General features: G+C 38.8%; 20 protein-coding genes. 8 read left to right on the plus strand and 12 right to left on the minus strand.

Annotated elements, in window-relative coordinates; all coding sequences use genetic code 11:
• Positions 1–48: 48 nt before the first annotated feature.
• Positions 49–345 carry a TMEM165/GDT1 family protein gene (locus NWP17_RS06360; protein ID WP_280654075.1) on the plus strand — a complete coding sequence of 99 codons (297 nt, stop codon included), beginning with the start codon at positions 49–51 and terminating at the stop codon, positions 343–345.
• A gap of 1 nt (position 346) precedes the next feature.
• Here the strand turns inward: NWP17_RS06360 and NWP17_RS06365 are convergent, their stop codons facing one another.
• From NWP17_RS06365 to NWP17_RS06375, 3 genes are all read right to left on the minus strand, one after another.
• Positions 347–835 carry a DUF4149 domain-containing protein gene (locus NWP17_RS06365; protein WP_280654076.1) on the minus strand — a complete coding sequence of 163 codons (489 nt, stop codon included), beginning with the start codon at positions 833–835 and terminating at the stop codon, positions 347–349.
• 129 nt (positions 836–964) lie between these two features.
• On the minus strand, positions 965–1,423 hold the full coding sequence (locus tag NWP17_RS06370) for a biotin carboxylase (protein WP_280654077.1): 459 nt from the start codon (positions 1,421–1,423) through the stop codon (positions 965–967).
• 41 nt (positions 1,424–1,464) lie between these two features.
• Positions 1,465–2,358 carry a shikimate dehydrogenase gene (locus tag NWP17_RS06375; RefSeq protein WP_280654078.1) on the minus strand — a complete coding sequence of 298 codons (894 nt, stop codon included), beginning with the start codon at positions 2,356–2,358 and terminating at the stop codon, positions 1,465–1,467.
• Between the two features lie 86 nt (positions 2,359–2,444).
• Here NWP17_RS06375 and NWP17_RS06380 point away from each other — a divergent pair, with 86 nt between their 5' ends.
• Positions 2,445–3,407: an alpha/beta fold hydrolase gene (locus tag NWP17_RS06380; protein WP_280654079.1), complete on the plus strand. Its 963-nt coding sequence runs from the start codon at positions 2,445–2,447 to the stop codon at positions 3,405–3,407.
• On the opposite strand, the gene NWP17_RS06385 is transcribed toward NWP17_RS06380, so the two are convergent.
• The 7 genes from NWP17_RS06385 to NWP17_RS06410 form a co-directional block, all read right to left on the minus strand.
• The gene (locus NWP17_RS06385) at positions 3,395–4,057 is read right to left on the minus strand and encodes a nitroreductase family protein (RefSeq protein WP_280654080.1); all 663 of its coding nucleotides are present in this window, start codon (positions 4,055–4,057) and stop codon (positions 3,395–3,397) included. The two genes, NWP17_RS06380 and NWP17_RS06385, sit on opposite strands and share 13 nt — an antisense overlap.
• Positions 4,058–4,418: 361 nt before the next feature.
• A complete protein-coding gene (locus NWP17_RS06390) occupies positions 4,419–4,652 on the minus strand; it encodes a hypothetical protein (protein WP_280654081.1) in 234 nt (77 codons plus the stop codon).
• Positions 4,649–4,939 carry a PIN domain-containing protein gene (locus NWP17_RS06395; RefSeq protein ID WP_280654082.1) on the minus strand — a complete coding sequence of 97 codons (291 nt, stop codon included), beginning with the start codon at positions 4,937–4,939 and terminating at the stop codon, positions 4,649–4,651. The genes NWP17_RS06390 and NWP17_RS06395 overlap by 4 nt, the downstream gene beginning before the upstream one ends.
• Positions 4,881–5,033 carry a PIN domain-containing protein gene (locus tag NWP17_RS17520; protein ID WP_342394000.1) on the minus strand — a complete coding sequence of 51 codons (153 nt, stop codon included), beginning with the start codon at positions 5,031–5,033 and terminating at the stop codon, positions 4,881–4,883. The genes NWP17_RS06395 and NWP17_RS17520 overlap by 59 nt, the downstream gene beginning before the upstream one ends.
• A complete protein-coding gene (locus NWP17_RS06400) occupies positions 5,030–9,727 on the minus strand; it encodes an Eco57I restriction-modification methylase domain-containing protein (RefSeq protein WP_280654083.1) in 4,698 nt (1,565 codons plus the stop codon). The genes NWP17_RS17520 and NWP17_RS06400 overlap by 4 nt, the downstream gene beginning before the upstream one ends.
• Positions 9,708–13,061, minus strand: coding sequence for a helicase-related protein (locus NWP17_RS06405; protein WP_280654084.1), 3,354 nt, complete (start codon positions 13,059–13,061; stop codon positions 9,708–9,710). Before NWP17_RS06405 ends, NWP17_RS06400 begins: the two co-directional genes overlap by 20 nt.
• Positions 13,062–13,167: 106 nt before the next feature.
• Entirely contained in the window at positions 13,168–14,685 is a 1,518-nt protein-coding gene (locus NWP17_RS06410; protein WP_280654085.1) for a phenylacetate--CoA ligase family protein, read from the minus strand.
• 114 nt (positions 14,686–14,799) lie between these two features.
• On the opposite strand from NWP17_RS06410, the gene NWP17_RS06415 reads away from it, so the two are divergent.
• Positions 14,800–16,494, plus strand: a complete 1,695-nt coding sequence (locus NWP17_RS06415; RefSeq protein ID WP_280654086.1) for a protein kinase domain-containing protein — start codon at positions 14,800–14,802, stop codon at positions 16,492–16,494.
• Between the two features lie 200 nt (positions 16,495–16,694).
• Here NWP17_RS06415 and NWP17_RS06420 read toward each other — a convergent pair whose 3' ends face one another.
• The gene (locus tag NWP17_RS06420) at positions 16,695–17,897 is read right to left on the minus strand and encodes a phosphoglycerate kinase (RefSeq protein WP_280654087.1); all 1,203 of its coding nucleotides are present in this window, start codon (positions 17,895–17,897) and stop codon (positions 16,695–16,697) included.
• Between the two features lie 86 nt (positions 17,898–17,983).
• On the opposite strand from NWP17_RS06420, the gene NWP17_RS06425 reads away from it, so the two are divergent.
• The 3 genes from NWP17_RS06425 (at position 17,984) to NWP17_RS06435 (ending at position 21,142) form a co-directional block, all read left to right on the plus strand.
• The gene (locus tag NWP17_RS06425) at positions 17,984–18,391 is read left to right on the plus strand and encodes a universal stress protein (RefSeq protein ID WP_280654088.1); all 408 of its coding nucleotides are present in this window, start codon (positions 17,984–17,986) and stop codon (positions 18,389–18,391) included.
• A 678-nt stretch (positions 18,392–19,069) separates the two neighbouring features.
• A complete protein-coding gene (locus tag NWP17_RS06430; RefSeq protein WP_280654089.1) occupies positions 19,070–20,053 on the plus strand; it encodes an RNA polymerase sigma factor, RpoD/SigA family in 984 nt (327 codons plus the stop codon).
• Positions 20,054–20,341: 288 nt separating this feature from the next.
• Positions 20,342–21,142 (plus strand): hypothetical protein, encoded by an 801-nt coding sequence (locus tag NWP17_RS06435; RefSeq protein WP_280654090.1) that lies wholly within the window; start codon positions 20,342–20,344, stop codon positions 21,140–21,142.
• Here NWP17_RS06435 and cobO read toward each other — a convergent pair.
• Positions 21,139–21,825 carry a cob(I)yrinic acid a,c-diamide adenosyltransferase gene (cobO, locus tag NWP17_RS06440; RefSeq protein WP_280654091.1) on the minus strand — a complete coding sequence of 229 codons (687 nt, stop codon included), beginning with the start codon at positions 21,823–21,825 and terminating at the stop codon, positions 21,139–21,141. The two genes, NWP17_RS06435 and cobO, sit on opposite strands and share 4 nt — an antisense overlap.
• A 455-nt stretch (positions 21,826–22,280) precedes the next feature.
• Here cobO and NWP17_RS06445 point away from each other — a divergent pair, with 455 nt between their 5' ends.
• Both NWP17_RS06445 and NWP17_RS06450 read left to right on the plus strand, forming a co-directional pair.
• Positions 22,281–23,432 carry a homospermidine biosynthesis protein gene (locus tag NWP17_RS06445; RefSeq protein ID WP_280654092.1) on the plus strand — a complete coding sequence of 384 codons (1,152 nt, stop codon included), beginning with the start codon at positions 22,281–22,283 and terminating at the stop codon, positions 23,430–23,432.
• Between the two features lie 381 nt (positions 23,433–23,813).
• The gene (locus NWP17_RS06450) at positions 23,814–24,242 is read left to right on the plus strand and encodes a HEPN domain-containing protein (protein ID WP_280654093.1); all 429 of its coding nucleotides are present in this window, start codon (positions 23,814–23,816) and stop codon (positions 24,240–24,242) included.
• Positions 24,243–24,249: the final 7 nt, after the last annotated feature.

The following is a 24,249-nucleotide window of genomic DNA, read 5'->3' on the forward strand; positions in this document are numbered from 1 at the left end:
ATCCCCACTTCACCCCACCTACTCTCTACTTACAAAATATATGGACTTATGGACTGGAATCTTTTAGGAATCAGCTTTATTACAGTTTTTCTCTCAGAATTAGGTGATAAAAGCCAATTAGCAGCGATCGCACTTTCAGGGCGTTCTCAGTCTCGACGGGCAGTATTTTTTGGTACTGCTGGCGCACTATTGCTCACCAGCTTTGCGGGAGCATTAGCAGGTGGGGCTGTGGCGGAATTGTTACCTACACGGTTATTAAAAACCATAGCAGCTGTAGGTTTTGCTATTTTAGCAGCTCGTTTGCTGTTATTTAACAATGACGCATCACCCGATTCTGAACCATAAACTACACTTGTCGCCAGCACCAGCTTAAAAGTGTTCCTCCTAGCAATAGTTTGATTGCTTCTAGGACAAAATAACCACCATGCAGTAAATTCATCTGGGTTGGAGTTGCCAACACTGTTTCAAACAAGTTCAAATGAATTCCCACAGCACACATTTGTGGAGTGAGAAAATAGGTATTCACTAGAGTGATAACCAGCAAAATCACCGAAACAACAATACTGCTACCACCCCAGCGAGATTTAGTTTTACTCCCAGCCAATACACCAGTTAATACCACAGCAGCAGATAATAATTCAACGCGGTTAAAGTTCCAAAACATCGCATAGCCTGCTGTAGTAAAATCCGTCTGACTCATCATGCCAGAAAAGTAAAGACTAGGCATAATTACCCAATCTAAAACTAGGCTCCCACTCAACCAAAACCACAAAGTGAGCATAGTAGCTGTTTGCCAAGCTGGGCGCTTGAATTCAACTGTAGAAGTAGTATTCATAGAAAAGAATAATGGCTTGTGTTCTATGTTTCGAGTTTAACTGAAAGAATAGTTTTTACAGCACATATAAATTCTTTTTTACAAATATACTCATAACTTCAAAAACACACTTCACTCCAGGTAGGTAGTTTACCTCCGCACTTGAGCGCTAAACCCAGACGCTTTAAACTGCTTCAGCTTTAAAGGTCCTGGCTGATTTGCCGGGACAGAAATTCTCAAGTTAAAATCACTCACACCCGGAGGAACTTTCGGAATTGAACCGAGCCGAGTACGGTTTTGCAGCACTGGGTTATTGTTGACATCATAAATGCGTCCAAAGATATCCGCATCATAGACCGTTTTGTAAGTGCTATTTTGTGCCTTACCTGTGACAATAAAGCAATTAGCCCGGGCGCTACCACCACTAATCACAGATCCTTCTGCCAGTTCTGGTGGACAATCTCCATAGGAGAGGTCAAATAGTTTAATTTGCGTCAGTGCTATGGCTTGTGGAGTGTACAACCATGACAAAACTGTAATTAGGCAAGATACAACAATTACAGTGATTGTTTTTGTATAGTTAGCGATGCCTCTCGAATAGTTTCCCATAAAACCCTCAGTTGCGATCAAGTTATGACTCCAGATGACATTCAAACAGCCTTGCAATCGGCTTTCAGGTGATTTCGCAATGCTTGGCGCATTACATCTACAGGTAAAGTTTCCCGTTGTAACCAAATTTTTAAAGCCGCTACTCCTTGTTGAAGTAACATTTCTAAACCATTAATGGCAATTGCTCCTTGTTTTTTAGCTTGCTGGAGAAATTGGCTAGTGTGAGGAATATATATCAGATCGTAAGCGATCGCACCTGGAGATAATTTCTGCATATCTCCCATACTCACAGGTGATTCATTCATTAGGGGATACATACCCACAGGAGTTGTATTCACTAACAAATTAGCTTGGGGGATGAGTTCTCCTAAATCATCCCATATATTAATTTGCAATTTTTCCCACTCGGGTAAATTAGCCCAACTATTGCGAAATTCTTGTAACTTTTGCCAACTGCGCCCCACCACATGAATTTGAGCCACTCCCAACTGCTGACAACCAGCCACCACCGCCCTAGCAGCGCCTCCATTGCCTAAAATTACGGCCATCTTTTGATTCCAATCTTGCCGATATGTTGTCTGTAAGGGAGCAATAAAACCTTCTATATCTGTATTTGTACCCACCCACTGCTCATGTTGGTAACTAACAGTATTCACTGCCCCTATGGCTTGGGCGATGGGGGTAATTTCTGACAAAAAGGGCATAATTGCTTGTTTGTGGGGAATTGTCACATTAAAACCCACAACATTGATAGCAGCCAAACCAGCCATGGCTACTTCTAAATTTTCTGGTTTGATGGGGAAAGGCAGATAAACATAATCTAATCCTAATGCGGCCATAGCCGCATTGTGCATCACAGGCGATAAAGAATGTTCCACTGGATGCCCAATTACGCCCAAAAGTTGGGTTTTACCCGTGATAGATAAATTATTCATTAGTCATTAGTCAATTGCAAAACAGTTTAAGACTAGTGGGGGATAAAATTACAATTATTAGAACTCACTTAACAACCCTTTATATCATGCAAGTAACCACAAATTCCTCCACAACTCCAATTCCTGGACTTTATTGGCAGTGGAGGGGTCACAACATCTATTACGTTCATGCGGGAGAAAAACAACCACCACGCCCCCCCCTGTTGTTAGTGCATGGTTTTGGCGCATCCACAGACCACTGGCGTAAGAACATCACAGGACTATGCCAGGATTTTGAAGTATTTGCCATCGACCTTTTAGGATTTGGTCGTTCAGCAAAACCCAACTTGGAATATGGTGGTGATTTGTGGCGTGACCAGCTGGCTGATTTTATCAGTGAAGTAATTGGACAAAAAACAATATTAGCAGGTAACTCCCTCGGTGGCTATGCTTGTTTATGTGTAGCCGCACAATGTCCTGACATTGCAAGTGGTTTAGTGCTACTCAATAGTGCTGGACCCTTTAGCCAAAACCCCACCTCCTCTGAACCAGAAGCTTTACAAGCACAAATTCAACCCCCCAAACAACTCTCTGGTTTACAAAAACTACTGGGTGATGCTGTTAAATGGATCTTGCAACAACCTTTAAGCCAGTTTCTTTTATTTCAATACGTGCGACAACGTTGGGTAATTCGCCAAACTCTAGAAAAGGTTTATCTAAATAAAAGTGCAATCACAGAGCAACTAATAGACGAAATTGCTCGTCCTGCCTATGATTCCGGCGCTTTAGATGTATTTATTTCTGTTTTTAGCACTCCACAAGGAGAAAAAGTTGATGTGCTGTTAAAACAATTAAGTTGTTCTCTCTTACTGTTATGGGGAGAGGCTGATCCTTGGATGAATACCAGAGAACGTTCCCAAAAGTTTCGTCAATACTATCCCCAACTCACAGAATATTTTATCACCGCCGGTCATTGTCCTCATGACGAAGCACCAGAACAGGTGAACTCTCTTTTACGTGATTGGGTATTGTCCAAAATCCAAAATCCAAAATTCAATTACCCTTTATAGGAATTACCCATCTTATCAACAGAAACGTTATGAGACAATGGCAAGCGACCAGGGTTTAAGCGTGGTTCTGCTGCATAACCGACAGGAACTAAAACAGCGATCGCTAAATCAGGGTCATCTGCACCAATTACCTCTTTCACCTGATCCTCAATCCAGCCATTCATAAAGCAGGTAGATAAACCTAAACTTTCTGCGGCTAATACTAAATGAGTAGCAGCAATCATGGCATCTTTGACAGCGTATTCTCGGCGTTTGTCTCCCAGTGCAGCTTGAAATTTGGGAATAGCGCCTTTAAAATAGTTTACTGTTCCTTCATTCCAGGCTCCAGCTGCCATGGCCAGTTCATAAACTGCGGTTAAATCTTTTTCTCCAACCCTGGGGTCAGCTGCAAAAACAAACGTCACTGGTGCTTGAATAATTTGCTTTTGATTCCAAGCCGCTGCTGCTAATGCTGCCTTTTGCGCCTCATCCTGGACAAGAATAATTTGCCAGTCCTGGATATTGTAACTGCTAGGCGCAGCCACCGTTAATTCTACTAGTTGCTTCAGCAGTTCCGGCCCAATGGGGTCAGTTTTAAAAGTTTTGATAGAACGACGTTGGATAATGGCTTGAGGCACATCTAAAGGTTGAATTTGAGTGGTCGGATTCATGAGATTCTCCTGATAATCACAATAGTTAACTTTTCAGCCGTAGTTTTTATTATGGGGTATTACTCAGCAATTTTTGGCGTACCCCATCTTTGACCGAAATATCAACGGCGAGCAAGCCCCTAGCTTCAGACACGGGGGTTAGCCGTTAGCGACTTTAATCGCCTTCCCCATTCTTCAACTAATTCGGTTACAATATTTTCTTTTGGTGACACACTGGAAGCGTGTGTTACAGTGACGATGCTAGCATATTTCTTCAATTATTCTAATTTCTTTCTCTGTTAACCCATACAATTTATACACTATCTCATCTATTTTCCTTTCTAATTCTTTTGCGTCTATTTCCTGCTTTTAGTGTTTAAAATCAAAGCTTATCATAGTCTTCAGGTTCGTTATCGGAGACTTTATTTAAAACTTGTTTAAATTTATCCCAATTGCCTTTTTTTGCTTTATCTTCTATATAATCTTTAGTCATCCAAGCGGAAATTTGAGCCGATAAAGCAATGGTAATGAGTTGCTCGACTGAGATATTTTCTCTATTGGCTAAGGTTTCTAGTTGTTGGTATAAAGCATCAGGGATTTGTGTGTTTAGGTTCATAGTTTTATTTCTCCTATAAGTTGTAAAAATTCTTTAGGGGTTAAAATCAAAATTCCAAATTTTTCCACAGGTTTAAGGTCTTTTCTATTATAGCTAATGATGAAGTCTGCTTGTGCTTCAATGGCTAAATCTATTAAAAAGTCATCATTAGAGTCTTTAGCAAGGGGTCGCCAAAGATAAAAAATTTTCTGTTGATTACCCATGGCACAAATTCCATTAATAACATTATCAATATCTTCTAATGTTAATTGTAGTTCTTGATGTTCTCGTTTTAATTCGTTGATCATTGAGTAAGGTCAAGAGTTTATAAGATGCGCCTTTTTTTGAGCGTAATCCTGATAACATTATGTTAGTATCAATAACTAATTGATAGATTCTCATTTTTGCTTAACACTTTCTTCAATTATTCTAATTTCTTTCTCTGTTAACCCATACAATTTATACACTATCTCATCTATTTCTCTTTCTAATTTTGTCGTGTCTGCTTTCGGGTTTTGCCGTTTTATTTCCAGGATTTTTTCTACAATTCTTGTAACACACGCATCCTGCGTGTCTGTAGGCTTGGGGATAGATAACGGTGAAATATACATTGGTTTATATTCTAGAAATCCACCTTGTCTTGTGGCTGCACTTTGAGAAACTAGATATTGTGTTACAGGAGAATTTAAAACTGCTAATAAATACAAACTGTCAGAAACAATTAAATTAGCAGGTGCATTAATATAATAATTAGGTTCTGCAAAAGTAAATTGTGGTTCTGTTGCTAAATTACCCCAAACAATTTTAGTTTCTTCAAACTCTTTATAGTAAGTAGCCGCACATCTTTGTAAAGCATACCATTCATATCTAATTCCTGTTTCTGCTTTATTCCTAGATAATAATTGTTCTTTATATTGACTTAAATGATTTAAAATAGCAGGATATTGTTTCCTAAATTCTTCTTCTGCTTTAACTGAAACACCAACTATTGTACTATCTTCATGTAAAGGAAAATGCCAAGGAATAAATAAAAGCCATAAATCAGGATTATTAACCACCCATCTTTTAACATCCCTACCCCGTAAAAATGGTTTCAAAACTTCCTCTGATGAAGGATGTTCATTAATTAATCTATCTCTAGTTTCTCTATCAACAATAAATGCTTCATTAAAACCGGTTAGAACACCACGATAAAACCGGCCATTAACATATTCTCCTAATGGCGTTCCTGTTTTTCTTAACTTTTCCAATAACTGTAAAACAGTATTATCTTCTAATTGCCATCCTTGAGATTTTAAGGCTTTTTGTTCAATGTAAAAACTGTCTGTATTCAAGACTTCGATAAAATTATCAAAGGGTTTACCTATTTGCCAGTTTAATACTTTTATTTTAGTATCAATATTTTGTTTTGGTGACACGCTAGAAGCGTGTGTTACTTTCTCAATATTTTGTTTTGGTGACACGCTAGAAGCCTGTGTTACTTTCTCAATATTTTGTTTTGGTGACACGCTAGAAGCCTGTGTTACTTTCTCAATATTTTGTTTTGGTGACACGCTAGAAGCCTGTGTTACTTTCTCAATATTTTGTTTTGGTGACACGCTAGAAGCGTGTGTTACTTTCTCAATATTTTGTTTTGGTGACACGCTAGAAGCCTGTGTTACAGTGATGATGATGCTAGGATAGGCTATAGCTGTAAATACAGGTGCATCTCCAAAGTCTATTAGTTGTTTTAATTGAGTTTTCCTAACTAAAAATTCCCGTAACTTTTCCCCATATCCTGAACGAAAATATTTATTAGAGGTAATATAGGTTAAAATTCCTTTCTTGTTTAATAGTTTGATTCCTTGTTCAAAAAAGTAAACATATAAATCAGCTACTCCTGTAAAACAGCTATATTGTTGTTTTAAAATTGGTTTTAGTTCCTTAATTTTCTCTTGTCTAACATAAGGAGGATTACCAATACAAATATCAAAAGCATCAACCCCAAACATCCAACTAGGATCAAAAAAATCAGCACAGGTATTCAAATCATAAGGATTCCATCTTGCCAAAGTATCAGCAGTTGCAGTTTCTAACCCCGTTGACTTCAATAACTGACTAATTTCTGTCCGTAAAATATTATCTTTCTCTCGACATTTTTTCTTGGTTTTCGGTGTCCTGGCTTGAAAATATTGTTTCCGGACTTGCTTTAACTCTTCCTCCTTTCTTATCACCTCTGGACTTCTTAAACTTAACTGAGTTTCTAACCCAATTAAAGAATTAGCAGCAACAAATTTAGTCTCCAGATTAGGTAACGGTAAAATCCCCCGATTAGCTTGATTATTATTCACCCTTTGGTCAACAATTAACGATATAAAAAAGCGTAACTTAGCAATTTGTACCGCTATCGGTTGAATATCAACCCCAAAAATACAATTTTCAATCAAGAATAACTTCCGGGGATAGTCCATCTCATTATTCTCAAACTCATCTTCTATTTCTGCTAACCTTTCCTGTAACTTCTGTATCGCTTCTTCCCTTGCATCTTCATAACTAATTTGTTTCGCCACCTGAATATCCCTTAACACAGGTGCTATAGCTTTTTCCTTCTGTTGCTGTTTCCATTTACTATTATTAGGGTCAAGTTTCCCTAAAATAAACACCAATTTCTGTAAAATTCCCATAGGAAACGCCCCGGACCCACAAGCAATATCAACAATTTTTAGGTGATCAATGGCATTAATTAAACGGTTAACTTCATCATCATTAAATTGATGACAGTCATCACCATAAGATAGTAAGTGAGTAAACCGCGTAACACAATCATCTTGATTGTTGGATTGAGACAAGCTAGAAGCTTGTGCTACGGTAACACAATCATCTTGATTGTTGGATTGAGACAAGCTAGAAGCTTGTGCTACGTTGGGGGGATGATTAGCTATATATGTTTGGACTCTTTCTAAATGTTGAGGCGATCGCACAATTTGATCATAAGATTCTTTTTGCCATAGTTGACCACGACGGTTAAGATATTTATTAATTTGATTAGCAGTAAAGGATTTCCAAGAATGGGTAATTTCTGATAATTTATGGTTGCCTAATGGTGTCACAATAACATGAACATGATTTGGCATGATCACCCATTCTCCTAAATGATAGCGATCGCCGTCAAAATAAGCCAAGGTATCAGCTACAATTTTAGCCAGTTGAGGGTCTTTGAGATGACATTCTCCCATACCAGCATCTAACCATTGATCAACTCTTTGGGAAAAAAGACGATGATATTCGGCTTGTTCTGTTTCTGATAAAGGTTCAGGATGTTTTTTTTGCCAGTCTTCTTTTTCTTGTTCTAAGAATTGCAGTTTCACTTGAGGAAGGGAGTCTGCTAAACGAAATGTGACAAAATATGTTGCCCCATTTTGTTGCCAATGGGGAAGAAATCTCCCAGATATCGCAACACTCCCATCTTCGGTGTTTTTCTCTGACAAGCTAGAAGCTTGTGTTACGGTAACACAATCATCTTGATTGTTGGATTGAGACAAGCTAGAAGCTTGTGTTACAGGGAGGGCATTCTGTAGATAAGCAATTAAAGACTCATCTACCATATAATTAACAATTTCTCTAGGAGTATAAAAAGACCCGGTTTGTTTCCTAGCTGTGGTTTCCGTTTCTGGGTTATATTCTGCCAATAAATTCTCAAATACTTTACCTAACAATTCCGGGTCTAACGCTATTTCTTCCTCAATGGGAGTATTTTCATCAATAGTAAATTTATAACGATTAAATATATTAATTAATCCCTGGACCTTATACTTTTTATTTCTAGTTCCATAGGTTTGGTTTAAATCAACATCTTTTATTTCTCCAAAAAAGAGAACATTAGGAACATTTAAAACATTATCTTCTCTATCGGAAAAACCATCAATTCTAATTTTTGTTTTCTCTTTTGCTTTTTGATTATGTTCAAAATCACCATCTTTATCTCTATCTAAACATTCAAATAATCCCCCGTTTAAAAAAGGGATATTACTACATAACCTTAAAAAATCATCAGCATTAGTAAAATAATCTTGGTAACGATAAACATTAGCTATCCCATAATGTGCATCTCTCCCACTCTTTTGTTGAGTTTTGCCCCTAAACCTGCGGTTGTCAGGCTTTTCATCCGTGTTCATTTCTGTATTTAGAGTAGCAAAAAACAGATTTTGTAACACAGCTTTATAATAATTACTTTCCTCTGGTGATACAGATTTCAGTAAATTTCTTAGCTGGTTTTCATCAAATAAAGCATCAGAAACTAACCCCTTTTCTTTTAAAAACCAAACAAAAATAAACCGCGTAATTAATCTAATCACACTAGTAGCATTACGGATAGACACATCCGCTTCTCCCCCATCAGGAAATGTGACGGTTTGAGTAGCCCAAAAATACCAATTAGATACTTCCTGAAAAAATTTATTATTCAGTTCCGAGGTATTGAGAACTTTTTGCCAAGCTGTATGTAGTTGGTCAAAATTCTCGACATCTGAGAGACATGGTAAAGCTAAATCTGCTAAGATTTCAATATGCGCCCGATGGGGAGAGTTAATATTAATATCCTTAATTAAGGTAATCTTTTCTAAAACATCTTTATCCCTATCTAACTTGTTAGGACGACGATTAATTATTGATAAAGTAACATAATGCCCATACCGAAATAACACCATCACGGGAATATCAGACTGACGGTTAATTTCACGGGTAATTTTTGCCAAATCACTACGAGAATAAGCAGGTTTTTGTAACGTTAAACCCAGAAATATATAAGATTTTAAATAACCTGTGTCAAAAGAAGGCTGAAATAATCTTCCCTGTCCATTTTGGGTAATTTCTTCTTCTGTCACCTGAACTAAACAATTAACCGACTCCCACTCCTCTAACAACCCCTTATCTTCCCGAAAATGCTCCCATGCAAATACTTCTAGCACCTCATCAAGGGTTTGGTTATCTAACAATACTTCCCGTGAAGTTGAGTAACCCAAAGTTTCCAGCAGATGCTTAATACCATCAGAGGGGGAAACCTGACTAAATTCTTTTAATGCTTGTTCAATAGCACATTTAAGGGTTTGTTGTATCATCTTGAATAATTAACCAGGTTATCAATTCAAAGTCTGTGGTTTTCGTCACTTGTTGCTGCTTGGGAGGAATAATACCCCCTTTCCCTGAATTAAAAAGATTTTTAGTCACACGGTTAGTAAATGTATGGGTGATAGAATGAACTGCTTTATCCAGTAGTTCCGTTTCTTTACTCATACTAGATCCATTACTGGTTCCCTGGTTAAATAACTGACACAAATCTTTATATGGCTGGGTTTTCCCCGCACACAAGAGACGGTATATCTCTAAAATTTGTTTAGGTTGGGTAAACGTATAGCGAACATTGCCATCATCCCTGACATAGACCAAAAAATAAGGTTGTAAGGGGTTAACTTGTTCATTTCCTGATATGTTCCCCATCTGTTGCAGACAGAAAATAATCCCAGGTTTGATAACCTCATACTCCTTCTGGGTAGGCCTAGGGACAATTCCATATAATCCTAACGGGCTATTTTCTAACATTTGCCTGTTCTTTTGCAAGTAATTTAACAAATCTATACGAAAATCATCTAAGCTAAATTCTGTTAAAGAAATGGTGTCATTAAAATCTTCAATGTCTAATACTTCGTCTTTTAAACGTAATAACTGTTGGTCTCGATAACTCGTTTCTTCAGTGAGTAAGTCTTGTAGTTCATCTACATTTAAAAGATTATCTTTGCACGTAGCTGTAATATCAACTAAAGCCATTCTCGCCTCTACTCGATTTCTGAGATTAATATATCTATTTAAGTCTTCTGTTGGCCAAAAATTAACTAATTGCACTGTATGATTTAAACTACCAATTCTATCAATACGTCCAAATCTTTGAATAATTCTCACAGGATTCCAATGAATGTCATAATTAACTAAATAATCACAATCCTGTAAGTTTTGTCCTTCAGAAATACAGTCAGTGGCAATTAATATATCAATTTCTCCCTCTTGGGGCATTGATTTTATCTTATCTCGTTGTTTGGCAAGAGGTGAAAAGTTAGTGAGAATTTCTTCAAACCCGGAACTACCAAAACTTGTTTTATTCTTCCCATTACCCCCAGTTACTAAAGCTATATTGATATTTAATTCTGTTATTAACCACGATTCTAAAGCATCATATAAATATGTAGCTGTATCCGCAAAAGCTGTAAAAATGATGACTTTTTTATTTTCCTTACCTTGTTTATTTAGGGTGGGATTAGTAACTTTTTTCTTAATAAATCCTTTTAATTTTGCCAACTTGGCATCCCTACCAACATTTACATCTTTGGCTTGAATAGATAACTTATGCAGTTGTTTTCTATCCCTAGCTAAATCAACTAACCATGTATTAGTATCTAAATGTTTTAATTGATATTTAAGTTCTTTACCTACTTCATCGGCTGCTTTTGATTCTTCATCATCATCATTTATATCCGCCATATCACAAGCTTCTAGTTTGTCTATTTCTAACTGATTATTCACCCAAGATGAGTCGGTTACTAATCCTTGAAAGGATTTAATTTTTGACTCTAAATCTTTAATTTTCTTAATGGTTTTCTCCAGGGTGATTTTAAACGAATAAACCGAACTTTCTAAACGTTTAAGAAAATTAACTTTCATCATGCCAATTAAGTAATTTTCTCGATTACTTTGAGTAAAGTTATTTTGGATAACTTTCCCTTCATACAAATCTTGGTATTCTTCTAGAACATACTTGGAGGGATTAAACAAAGATAATTGATACTCAGAAATTTGCTCATTAATATCATCATAATCTAAGAAGTTATCCTCTAAATCAATATGAGAAAATAAAGAAATAGGTTTCAGCCTCTCTGGGAAGCCTCCTAATTGTGTAATTGCTTCTTGATAATACTTTTGAATATGTTTACGAGAACGAGCAATAGTTAACCCATCTAATAATGTAAAAAAGCTAGAATTTAATTTTTCCAATAACTCATTACTATCACGTTGCTTTTTCCTTGACCAGAGTGTAAATTCTTTTTCAGCAGTGGTTAAAGTTTGTTTTATACTGTCAATCCCCAATGTCTGACTAAAGGCATTATCTTTATCTTCAACAATAAAATTAATCTGATTCCTTAAATCTTTTAAGTCTGTATTCACAGGGGTTGCTGATAGTAATAATACTTTAGTAGGAATCCCTTTTTTAATTACATCTTCCATTAGACGTTCATAGCGACTTTTTTTAATCACATTTCCATCTTCATCTCGTTTCCCTTTAGTATTATTGCGAAAGTTATGAGATTCATCAATCACTACTAAATCATAATTACCCCAATTTAAGTTTTCTAAATTAATATCCCCTGAATATCCGGTATCTCTACTCAAATCTGTATGACACAAGACTGTATAGTTAAATCTATCTTCCAATAAAATATTTAATTCACTATTATTAGCAGCATGGTAAATTGTCCAATTACTTCTTAATTTTGTAGGACATAATACTAACACTTTATAATTCAATAACTCAAAATATTTAATGATGGCTAAAGCTTCAAAGGTTTTTCCTAACCCCACACTATCAGCAATAATACAGCCATTATATTCCATAATTTTATTAATCGCACCTTTGACCCCATCTTTCTGAAAATCAAATAATAAGTTCCAAATCTTGGTATCAGTTAAGTGACGTTGTTTAGTCAGTAACTCACTGGCTACTTGTTGCTCTAAGAATCCTTTAAATAAATGAAACAGTGTTTTATAATAAATAAATTCAGGGGCATTATCCTGATAAAGTTGATTGAGATACGTAATTACTTCACTCTTGACATCTTGTACCAGACTTTGATTATTCCATAACTCTACAAACCATAACCGTAAATCTTCCCTGTCCCTTTCACCATCAACAATTAAATTTAACTCAATATTACTATTGACCTTAGTTAACCCTAATCCCTTTAAGGTAAAATTCGAGCTACCTAAAATGGCAGTTTTCACCCCATTATTATTAATGTGGTACATCTTACCATGCAGTAAGTTAATTTGTTTAACAGAGCGAATATTGACCTTTTTTTGGATCCATTCTTGGCATTCCCTAGCTAATTTACTCTGTTTGAGGCGATTGCTTAATTGAATACCAGTATCTTCAATTTTAAAAGCTTTTTGGTCAGTATTACTACCGAGGGATTGAATAAACCGAGGTTCTCCAAACAGGAAATCTAAGTTATCAATAGACCATAATTCCTGTTTTAAAGCTTCAAAGGCATAAATCGTAAAATAAGCAGAGACGATAGATAATTTAGAGCCTAGTTTAATCTTATCTTTAAGAAAATTGCCAACTGTACCCCGGTTACGGTTGTCTCGAATACCAGATTGAAACACAAAAAGCTGATGCTCTGACATAGTGGTTGAGAAAAAATTGCTTTTCCCTTAGTGTTCCCACATTCAACCTTTAAGTTTGAATTGTTAACTTTTCGTTAAGTAATTATAAATTTCCCCGCCCATTTACTCACCCCCGCGTATAGCGATGTTTCACCCCCACCGGGAAATATTCAGCATCGCCCATTTGGGTTAACATCACTCGTGGCATTTGATATTCTGAAGAAACATAGTTAGCAAACTCACTGTTAAGGCGCAATAATTGGGAAAGAATCGAAGATGCTATGGCTTGTCGTTGATCTTCACTACCTTCTACTCCCGGTGCTAACTCAACAACCACAGATAAAAATCGGTTGTGATCAACATCTTCCAGCACTTGTAACACAAATTTCCCCGTTACCCATTCAGTAATTCCAGCTTGTTCTAATCCCACTGAGATATTTTCTGGATAAATATTTGCACCAAAATAGGAAACCGCAAAGTTAGAACGACCAAAAACATAAACAAAAGGTAAGGGGTGAATACCTCTAACTAACTGCTGAGTCTGAGAAGACAGATTTTCCACAGGATCAAATCCCCACTCAGCCAAAAATTTAAGCATATCATCGTAACTAATTATCCCACCATGATCCATGATGTTATAACGGATCAACGGGATACCATTATTTCCAGAAAATAGCAACCTCCCATCCTCAACTTCAAACCAGCGACTAGTGGGATCATATTGCACCAATGTAGGTAAACGAGATTCACCAAATAAAGCCTTAGCTGCATCTGGATGTTCAGCCAAGAAACGACGAATACAAATACTCAAAGGTGTTTCATTACCCAACACACCAGCATCCGCAGTACCATAGAGTGATGCAAAGTCATAGCAAGGACTTTCTGTCCCTAATCTCTCACCTACCAAACTGCGCCATTCCTCACTAAACACCTCCCCTGCCATAACTAACTTAATACAATATTGTTCCCACTCCACACCACGGGCAATACCAGTGTCAATCACATCTTTAAGAAAAGGCGGATATCCCAACAAAACTATTTGCTCAAAAGCAGCACCTATTTCCTGGATAATACGCAAAATTTCTTCTTTATTATTACCAGGGGTAATTACAGTCACAAGATACCCCTTACTAGCAAGATAGCGACAGCAACTAGTAGTGAACATTCCACCCACCCAAGTGCCTAACGAGAAACAAATTACAGCTAGAGTACGTCTAACATCAGCATAAAAACTATCATAAAATATCTGTTCAAATCTTGTGGCAATTTGCAATTCATCAGTAAAAAAACGAGGCCAAAATGTAGGTTTACCCGTAGAACCAGAAGAAGCAGCTATCATATCACAGCTTTCTAACCTCCCATGGCGGCACAATTCAGCCAAAGGATAACGGGATATATAATTTTCTTTGTTAATTATGGGTAGTTTCTGAAAGTCGTCAATTGTTTGGATATCCGCGGGTTCAATTGCTTGTTCTGCCAAAAACGCCTTGTAAGCAGGTACCTGATTAGCTACTTCCTGAAATAAATTTAAAGCTATTGATTGGCTGGAAACATGGAGATGTTTTTGCAGTTGTGTTTCTAAGGCAATAGATACAAAGTCTTCAAATGCCTTAATAACCTGCTTTCTTTGTGATTTATCATTCATAATGTTTACAGTCACCCATTAGCAGTATTTGAGACAGTTCCCCTGATTATAACCCCAACTGCAACTGTATTAGTTGTAGTAAATTAATAAAACCTTAGTTAATCCTTCAGTATTATGCCGGTCTATTGCAGTAAACAACACGGAAACAACGGTAGTAACCGTTTTTGTGTCCACTGTGGTGAGCCATTACCTCTGACCTTTGGGCAGGTTGTAGATCATCGTTATCGCATCATTCGTCAATTAGGTCAAGGTGGTTTTGGCCGCACTTATTTAGCAGAAGATAATCAATCCCACCAAAAGTGTGTACTCAAAGAATTCGCCCCCCTGGTGGAAACACAGCAAGACTTACAAAAAGCTGAGGAATTATTTCAGCGAGAGTCCACCATTCTCAAAAGACTCCAACATCCTCAAATTCCAGGTTGTCACGCTTCCCTACAAGTGCAGATAGGAAGTAAAAACTTTTTCTTTTTAGTCCAAGACTATATAGATGGTACTAATTATTACCAGTTATTAGTAGAACGCCAAAGACAAGGTAAAACTTTTAGCGAAGAAGAAATACTTAATACACTAAAACAGATTTTACCTGTATTGTCCTACATCCACTCACGGGATGTACTTCACCGTGATATTTCACCTGATAACTTGATTTTACGTCAGTCTGATAACTTGCCCATGCTCATTGACTTTGGTAGTGTGAAGCAATTACCAGCCGCTCAAGGTTTTTGGTTTACTCAGTTGGCTGTGAATAACACTGTCTTAGGTAAACAAGGCTATGCACCACCGGAACAATTACGGCAGGGTAAAGTATTTTTTAATAGCGATTTATATTCTTTAGGAGTTACCGCTTTAGTTTTACTCACAGGTAAAGAACCCCAGAAACTATATAACAGCTATCAAGGGATTTGGTACTGGGGAAAAGAAATTAAAGTCAGTAGGGCATTAGAAGCAGTGTTAAAAAAAATGCTTGCTTATCAGCCATGCGATCGCTATCAAAGCGCTGAACAAGTACTACAAGATTTACCATCCACCATCACCACCACACCAGCTAACACATACCTTACCAAGCTCAAAACAATGGTAGTTGCTCCTGGGCGACAACAGGCTTACACTCTTATGAGTAAAATTCACAGTCAAGCACAATTAATTAATCAAAATCTTACCATCCCAATTTGGATACGCCCTTTTGTAGTCAGTCTTGGCGGTACAACTTTAGTAATTTTAACCAGTGCTGGTACTTGGGCGGTGGTAAATTCAATTATTCGTAGCGTCAGTTCCATCTCAGTACCCACAATTACCCTTCCGGAAATTCCCAGTTTACCCAATCCCATGGCCAGGCCAGTTAGTGACAGAGATTCTCATAACATCACCGAAATTGTCAGCCGTCGCCAAAAGCTAGAAATACCAGAAAGATTTTTCATCCAGTTTGTGGATAATTTATTTTATACTCAAAACCCAGAATTAAATGGGCGCAGTCTCAGTTCCAGCCCAGAAGACGCAGCATTAAGGAATGAATGGATTAAGATAGCTGGAGATTTACTAAATCAAATAGAACGGGCTAATCTCAGCACCCCATCTCGTCGCCAATTAGGTAGCTATGGCCCACAACATGACAAAGTGTGGAGAACACAAGCGAGAGCAGGAGCATGGGGAGACTACACAATTAACCAACTCAACCAAGATACTAACAAAAAATTTGATCAGTTGTTTCCAGGACAGCGACGCGGGAAACTCAATCAGCAAACTTTCGGTCAACTTTGGTATGCGATCGCCGCCGATCAAGTTAGTCAAGTAAAAATCACACAAATGTAAATATTAATTTAAATATTTACATAACAATATAGCATTTCTTAAACACGTGAGACACAAATATAAATGATCGTCTTGTAGTGCCGGCATCTTAGCCCCTGATGATGTACCTCACTTAGTAAAAATTCCCTATAAATTTATCTAAAAATTAACAGTGATCAGCCATCACAGGATGAAACCGATCACCGTTAACTACTAACCGCTTAAGCTTCGTCTAAAGCAGCAATACCAGGTAAGACTTTACCTTCCAGCAACTCCAAACTAGCGCCACCACCAGTAGAAATATGGCTCATTTCATCAGCCAAACCCACCTTTTCCACAGCAGCCACTGAGTCACCACCACCGATAATAGTAGTTGTCCCAGTTTTACCCAGTTCCGCCAGAGTCCGGGCGATCGCTTCTGTACCTGCGGCAAATTGATCAAACTCAAACACACCCATAGGTCCGTTCCAAATCACAGTTTTGCAATCAGCCAAAGCCCCTTGGAACAGTTTGATTGAATCAGGTCCAATATCCAAACCCATACCATCAGCTGGAATATCCTCAATGCTGACAGTTGTCGCATTAGCATCAGGGGCGAACTTATCAGCAGCAACAATATCAGTGGGTAACAACAAAGCCACTCCACGTTCCTTAGCCTTAGCTTCCAAACTTTGAGCTAATTCTAGTTTGTCTTCTTCCACCAAAGACTTACCAACACTCAAACCACGGGCTTTGTAGAAAGTGAAAATCATCCCACCCCCAATGATCAGCTTGTCGCACTTGTCTAGTAAAGTTTCAATCACACCAATTTTGCTAGAAACCTTAGAACCGCCAATAATCGCTGCCAAAGGACGTTGGGGGTTTTCAATGGCGCTTTGTAAGTACTGCAATTCCTTCTCAATTAAATATCCACCCACGGAAGGACTTAAGTAATGAGTCACACCTTCAGTAGAAGCATGGGCGCGGTGTGCAGTACCAAAAGCATCATTTACGTAGAAATCAGCATTAGCTGCCAGTTTTTTGGCAAATTCTGGGTCGTTCTTTTCTTCTTCTTTGTAGAAACGGACATTTTCCAATAGCAGAACTTGTCCATTTTGTAAAGCACTCACTTGAGCAGCAACCTCATCACCGATACAATCATCAGTTTTGACCACTTGCTGACCAAGTAATTCCGAGAGACGTTGAGCCACCGGCGTTAAACGCAGTTTATCATCAACACCCTTGGGACGACCAAAATGGCTGGCTAAAATTACCTTAGCCCCCTTCTGGATCAAATCCTGGATAGTGGGCAGTGCGGCACGAATACGAGTATCGTCTGTAATGTTGCCCTTGTCATCCACAGGCACGTTAAAGTCAACCCGGACTAAAGCCCGTTTACCTGAAATATCCGTTGCAGATAAGTTTGCTAAAGTTTTTTTCGACATTAGACTCTCCTGTTTTTCTTTTTGTTATCGTTTTGAAAGTAGAACCATCAAGATTTTACCGGAGTCAGGGGTGCTAGGAGAGCAAGATGTTCAAAACAGTCCTATTTCCAATTGATCAAAGCCGGGAAGCCCGGTCAGCTGCTGACGTGGTGGCCAACGTTGTGCAAAAATACGGCAGTCGTTTAGTGCTGCTGTCTGTTGTAGAAGAACCCACCGCAGAAGCACCAAGTCTAGATCCCATGGTTTCCTCAGAGGTTGTGGGTAAACTGTTGGAAAATGCCCAATCTTTGTTTTTACAGCAGGGGATTAAATCTGAGATTATGGAAAGACAGGGTAAACCAGCCTTTACCATCTGTGATGTTGCCGATGACATTGGGGCTGATTTAATTATTATGGGTTGTAGAGGTTTAGGTTTGACTGAAGAAGGAGCGACTGATAGTGTTACCACCCGTGTAATTAACCTTTCTCCTTGCCCAGTGCTAATTGTTCCCTAGCAAAGTGCCGGAATCTCATCAAAAAGATGATTTACAGCCAATTTCATCGGCTTGGGGTACAATAAGCAACTCACAAGAGTTTGATCACTTAATATTTGTATTTATTGTTGAGTGCCTACGACATCAAATATAAGGCTATTGGCTGGGGTAATGCCAGTTGCCTAAGTCCTGATCTTCCTCAAATTCCAATATTCGTAACATCCCTCCACCTTCACAGGTGCCAGAGTTCGGTTATCCGGCTAGTTATCAGCAACTGAGGAGAGCAATTGAGCGTCACTATAGATATAGATGTAGTTGATCCGATTGAGGGATTTTTTTTTAGCCGCCAGTTTTGCATTATAATAGTAAGATTTACCTGAGTTACTTTACTATCCAGTTGATTTGTCTTAATATAAAATCAAGTAGAACTCATATCGACTTCATATTTTCCGGTTGCAGCTTGCACCAGAAGATAAAAAAATTACGAAAACAGTCAAGTGTGCTTCTAAGAGATTCAATAATTGAGGGAAGGTAAAGGAACCTTAATCAGGGATACATCTTCTTAATTTTCTATACGCGGTGTATGAATTGACTTCTTTTGGTAGCGCCCTATGTTCCGTGATATGTGTACTACCTTTCCAGACCAGATTTAGTTATTAAAGATTCCGTTATGTTTACGGAGTAGAGGACAACGCACCAATGGCTATTGTTAACACCAAAACTGAGAACCTGAACACCAAATTCACGGCTGATATGGTAAGAACCTATCTGCGGGAAATTGGTCGTGTGCCACTGCTGACTCGAGAAGAAGAGATTATTTATGGCAAGCAGGTACAACAAATGATGGTGCTGGTAGAAGCTAAAGAGGCTTTAGCCAAGCAGCTAGATCGTGATCCGAGTTTATCAGAGTGGGCTGCTCATGTTAATAAAACTGAAACAGAAATCAAACATACTGTAGGACTGGGTAAACGCGCAAAACAAAAAATGATTGAAGCGAACCTGCGCTTAGTGGTGGCCATCGCCAAGAAATACCAAAAGCGTAACATGGAGTTCTTGGATCTAATTCAGGAAGGAACTCTAGGATTAGAACGTGGTGTAGAAAAATTTGATCCCACCAGGGGTTATAAATTCTCCACCTATGCTTACTGGTGGATTCGTCAAGCCATTACCCGCGCCATCGCCCAGCAAGGACGTACCATTCGCTTACCAATTCACATCACCGAAAAACTCAACAAAATCAAAAAAGTCCAGCGCGAACTGGCTCAAAAGTTGGGTCGCTCCCCTAGTCCCACTGAAATTGCTCAAGAATTGGAACTAGAACCTATCCAGATTCGCGAGTATCTCAACATGGCTCGTCAACCAGTTTCTTTAGATGTCAAGGTGGGCGATAACCAGGATACCGAATTGCAAGAAATGCTCGAGGATGAAAGCCCATCTCCGGAGTATTACACCACCCAAGAGTTTTTGCGTGAAGACCTCAACAACTTGCTGGCAGAACTCACCCCCCAACAGCGACAAGTCCTATCTCTACGCTTTGGGTTGGAAGATGGTAACGAAATGTCCTTAGCCAAAGTCGGTGAACGCTTAAGTCTTAGCCGTGAGCGTGTTCGCCAGCTAGAACACCAAGCCCTGGCTCATTTGCGCCGTCGTCGCGCCCATGTCAAAGAGTACGTTGCTAGCTAAGAGCAGATTCTTTTCTGTGACCCGCCTCCTGGCTTCAGGAGGCGATTTTTACTGTTTCTTTGGGGCGTTTATTTAGCTTCTGATGCAGCTAAATAAACCCCTGAATTCAATTTATAGTATTATGGGAAAATAGGCTGAAAACCCTTGAGGTTAAGTTTTTCCGTCATGCTCCAAAACTTAACCGTCCTTTAGGTAGGGCATGAAAGCCAGCAGTAAACATTCTCAATGTTTGGTTATGGTTTAAGTAATTTGTAGGAAAATAGTTACTTTTTTGACATGAAAAATTGGGTGCTGAACAACATTACTAAATTCTTCACTGCTGGTAAGTTGAAACTTGCCATTATTAGCCTCCTTCTTGCCCTAGGGGTTGTCAGTGAACAAACTAAACCAGTATTAAGTAAACAAATCCACAGAGAATATACTTCCAACTTGTTCCCAGAAGCCAACAATGGCGAATCAGGTAAAGTGCCTTTAGCATATCGCCTCAGACAAATTAGAGGGCAAAGAAATCTGATTCAGAGAATTAAGGCTAGCAGTGAAAATAGAAACAATGCTCAAACTACCCAAGTTAGCAACTCAAACACAGCCAACAGTCCAACTCAACACCGGACTAGATTTGTTTCCTCTGCCCAATTATTAAGAAATATTAGCACCCCTCCTCAACCTACAGCCGCAGTTACCAGCAGTTCACCAGCTACTAAAGCAAATTTCCCCACCAAAGATGGAACTTATCTCTACGGTCAATCCCCACAACCTAACCAAATTGGTCAAGGGTATGTACTATTTGAGAAGCGCAAAAACAGAATAACTGGCGCATTGTATATGCCTGAATCAGAGTTTAGTTGCTTTCAAGGTTCCATAGAGTCATCGGGAGAATTAGCCATGACAGTCGCTAGCTCACCGGGAGAAGTGGGGGTAAATCAATTAGCCACAGGTAACCAGCTACAAATACCTAACTACAATGATGACCAGATGATTAGCTACCCCTACTCTGTAGAACTACAAAACTATTATCAACTCACCTCCATTAGCCAGGGCGATCGCCGCATCTTAGAGATGTGTAAACAAGTATACAGTGATGTTAACTAAAACTCAATCCCCGGTTGCGCCTTCACACCTTGATCTCGGAAGGGATGCTTAATCAAAGTCATTTCCGTGACTAAATCCGCTCGGTCAATTAAAGCAGGAGGCGCACCCCTACCCGTAAGAATAACGTGCTTTGATGGTGGTTTCTCTGCCAAACCGGCTAAAACCTCTTCTACTTCTAAATAACCCATTTTCAAAGCAATATTGATTTCATCCAACAGCACTAGGTGAAATTCAGGATGGCGGATATATTCTAAAGATTTTTGCCAAGCAGCACTGGCTTTGTCAAGGTCGCGATCGCGGTCTTGAGTTTCCCAGGTGAAGCCTTCCCCCATAGCGTGAAACTCCAGCTGGTCTTCCCAAATGCTGAAAACCTTTTTTTCTGAGGGTTCCCAAGCACCTTTAATAAACTGTACAATCGCTACCTTATAGCCATGACCAAGCGATCGCAGCACCATTCCCAAAGCCGCAGTAGTTTTTCCCTTACCATTACCAGTGTTAACTACAATTAACCCCTTTTCCGGTACAGCCCTAGCTATGCGCTGATCTTGTACCTGTTTACGCCGTTGCATTTTTTGGCGGTATTGTTCATCAGTTAAGTCAGTTAGGGTTGAAGACATCACTTCATCTATTAAACGTTCAATTTCTTTATCTGAGTTTAACTCTTCTGGTGTATCGCTTTTCATCAACCTCACCTGAAAATAACTACTGCAACCAGTAAAATAACTTATTTCTACCTACGCAAGACAAAAAAATATTCTTATCTAGAGTCTATTCTCCTGCGCACTAAACCCGTAACCTCCTCACACACCCCACAGACTGAATAATTTTTTCATATTAGAAAACACTTAGGCAAATTTGAAGTCACTTTTAACCGAGAATTGAGGATAGTATACTCAGTGCCAATCATATAACTTTACGATGATTAAAAATGTTGAGTATCTACATTTTCAACAAATTTCATGTGCAGAATATTCCCAGAAACCCCAGCCTAAATCAGGAATAAAAAGGTTGATTGAGTTTGTGGTTTTTTGATACAGTTAATATCTCCTGTGGTAAAAGCAATAAACAATAGCAGTATTATTATTGATTATGACCGTAGGACTGGATGACAATTTATTTACTAAACAGGAGTGCCAAAATGTCAAAACAACTCGGTCAAAAAATCTCACCCACACCCATATCACCTGATATCAGTGTGGTGGATTTAATTAATCATTACTTCACAGCCTACAACTCAGCACGTTTGCGGGAAATCTGCCAACTCATGAGTCGCGATATATTAACAGAAGGCGTTACGGTAGGAGTTAGCCTTTCCGGGGCTATGACACCAGCTGGATTTGGGATTTCAGCCCTAGCACCTCTCATTCGCAACGGTTTTATTGATTGGATGATTAGTACAGGTGCGAATCTTTACCATGATATGCACTACGGTTTAGGCTTTGAACTTTTTGCAGGTAATCCCTTTTTGGATGATGTCAAACTGCGCCAAGACGGTACTATTAGAATTTATGACATTATCTTTGGCTATGATGTACTACTAGAAACAGATGCTTTCATCCGCAAGATTCTCCAAGCAGAACCATTTCAAAAACCCATGGGAACCGCTGAATTTCATCATCTCCTGGGTAAGTACGTCCGAGAAGTAGAAAAGCAGTTGGGGGTGAAGCATTCTTGTTTATTAGCCACCGCTTATGAATGTGGCGTACCTATCTATACATCTTCACCTGGTGATAGTTCCATAGGGATGAATGTAGCCGCTTTAGCATTGAAAGGCTCAAAATTAGTCATAGACCCAGCAATTGATGTAAATGAAACAGCAGCCATTACCTACTCCGCCAGAGAATCACAAGGCAAAAGCGCAGCTGTAATTATAGGTGGTGGGAGTCCTAAAAACTTTCTGCTACAAACTCAACCGCAAATTCACGAAGTCTTAGGACTAGAAGAACGAGGACATGATTACTTTGTTCAATTTACCGACGCGCGACCAGATACCGGGGGATTATCAGGAGCAACTCCCTCGGAAGCAGTCAGCTGGGGTAAAATTGACCCAGAAGAATTACCTAGTACAATTGTTTGTTACACCGATAGCACTATTGCCTTACCCCTAGTCACAGCTTATATTCTCAACCAATGTCAACCCCGACCTTTAAAGCGGTTATACCACCAAAGAGAAGTAATGCTAGACAAATTAAAAACAGACTACTTAGCAGCCCTAACACAAGCATCAGGACAACTCCCAGTAGAAGTAGCTACTTATCCCTGTGGTAGAGTGATTCCCCGTAATTCATGAACCACTCCAGCCTAATTTGTTGATGCTGGGGTTTTTACATCCCCAACTGATATTGATTGGTATTTGACAAATGTCCTGCTATCCATCCCCGCCCTGTCAAGGGGTGGGGAATTTCACCCGTCTTTGTTCAAGCTGCTAATTGCGCCCCAGGTTGCATCACGGATCTAAAATGGGAAGAATTGCTAAAATCCAAATAATTTTCCCTTAACCTTCATCACCTGATTCCTATGAAAGAAACTGTTTCACCAAATTTCATGTGCAGAATATTCCCAGAAATCCCAGCCTACATGAGGAATAAAAAGGTTGATTGGGTTTATCATTTTTTGATATAGTTAATATTCCCCGTAGTAGCAGTAATAAACAATAGCAGTATTATTATTGATGATGACCGTAGGACGAGATGACAACTTTCAACAAGCAGCAGCCAGGCATTTACAAGATGCACAATACTTACTGACTCAGCACCGATGGGACAATGCAGTATACCTTGCAGGTTATGTTGTGGAATGCTCATTCAAAGTGTTAGTGGAAGTATATGTTAAAAATTCTGCCAAACAATACGGTCACAACTTAGCAGAACTTCAGGGGAAAGCAATGGAAAGATTACGTTTAATATATCCAGAAGTTGATATGCAGCTTCCAGGAAGCCGTACAATGGGAACTGTACTAGAACAAAACCACCCTCAAAGACGTTACTTCCCATCGGGACTATGGAGCGAAACTGAAGCTCGAACAGCAACCCAAAGGGCAGAAGAAATTTATCGTGAGATTATTCCCAAACTTATTTTAGACGGTAAAATTAGAATGTAGGTTGTTC

The organism is Chrysosporum bergii ANA360D (assembly GCF_029891735.1).
Classification (GTDB): Bacteria; Cyanobacteriota; Cyanobacteriia; order Cyanobacteriales; family Nostocaceae; genus Umezakia; species Umezakia bergii.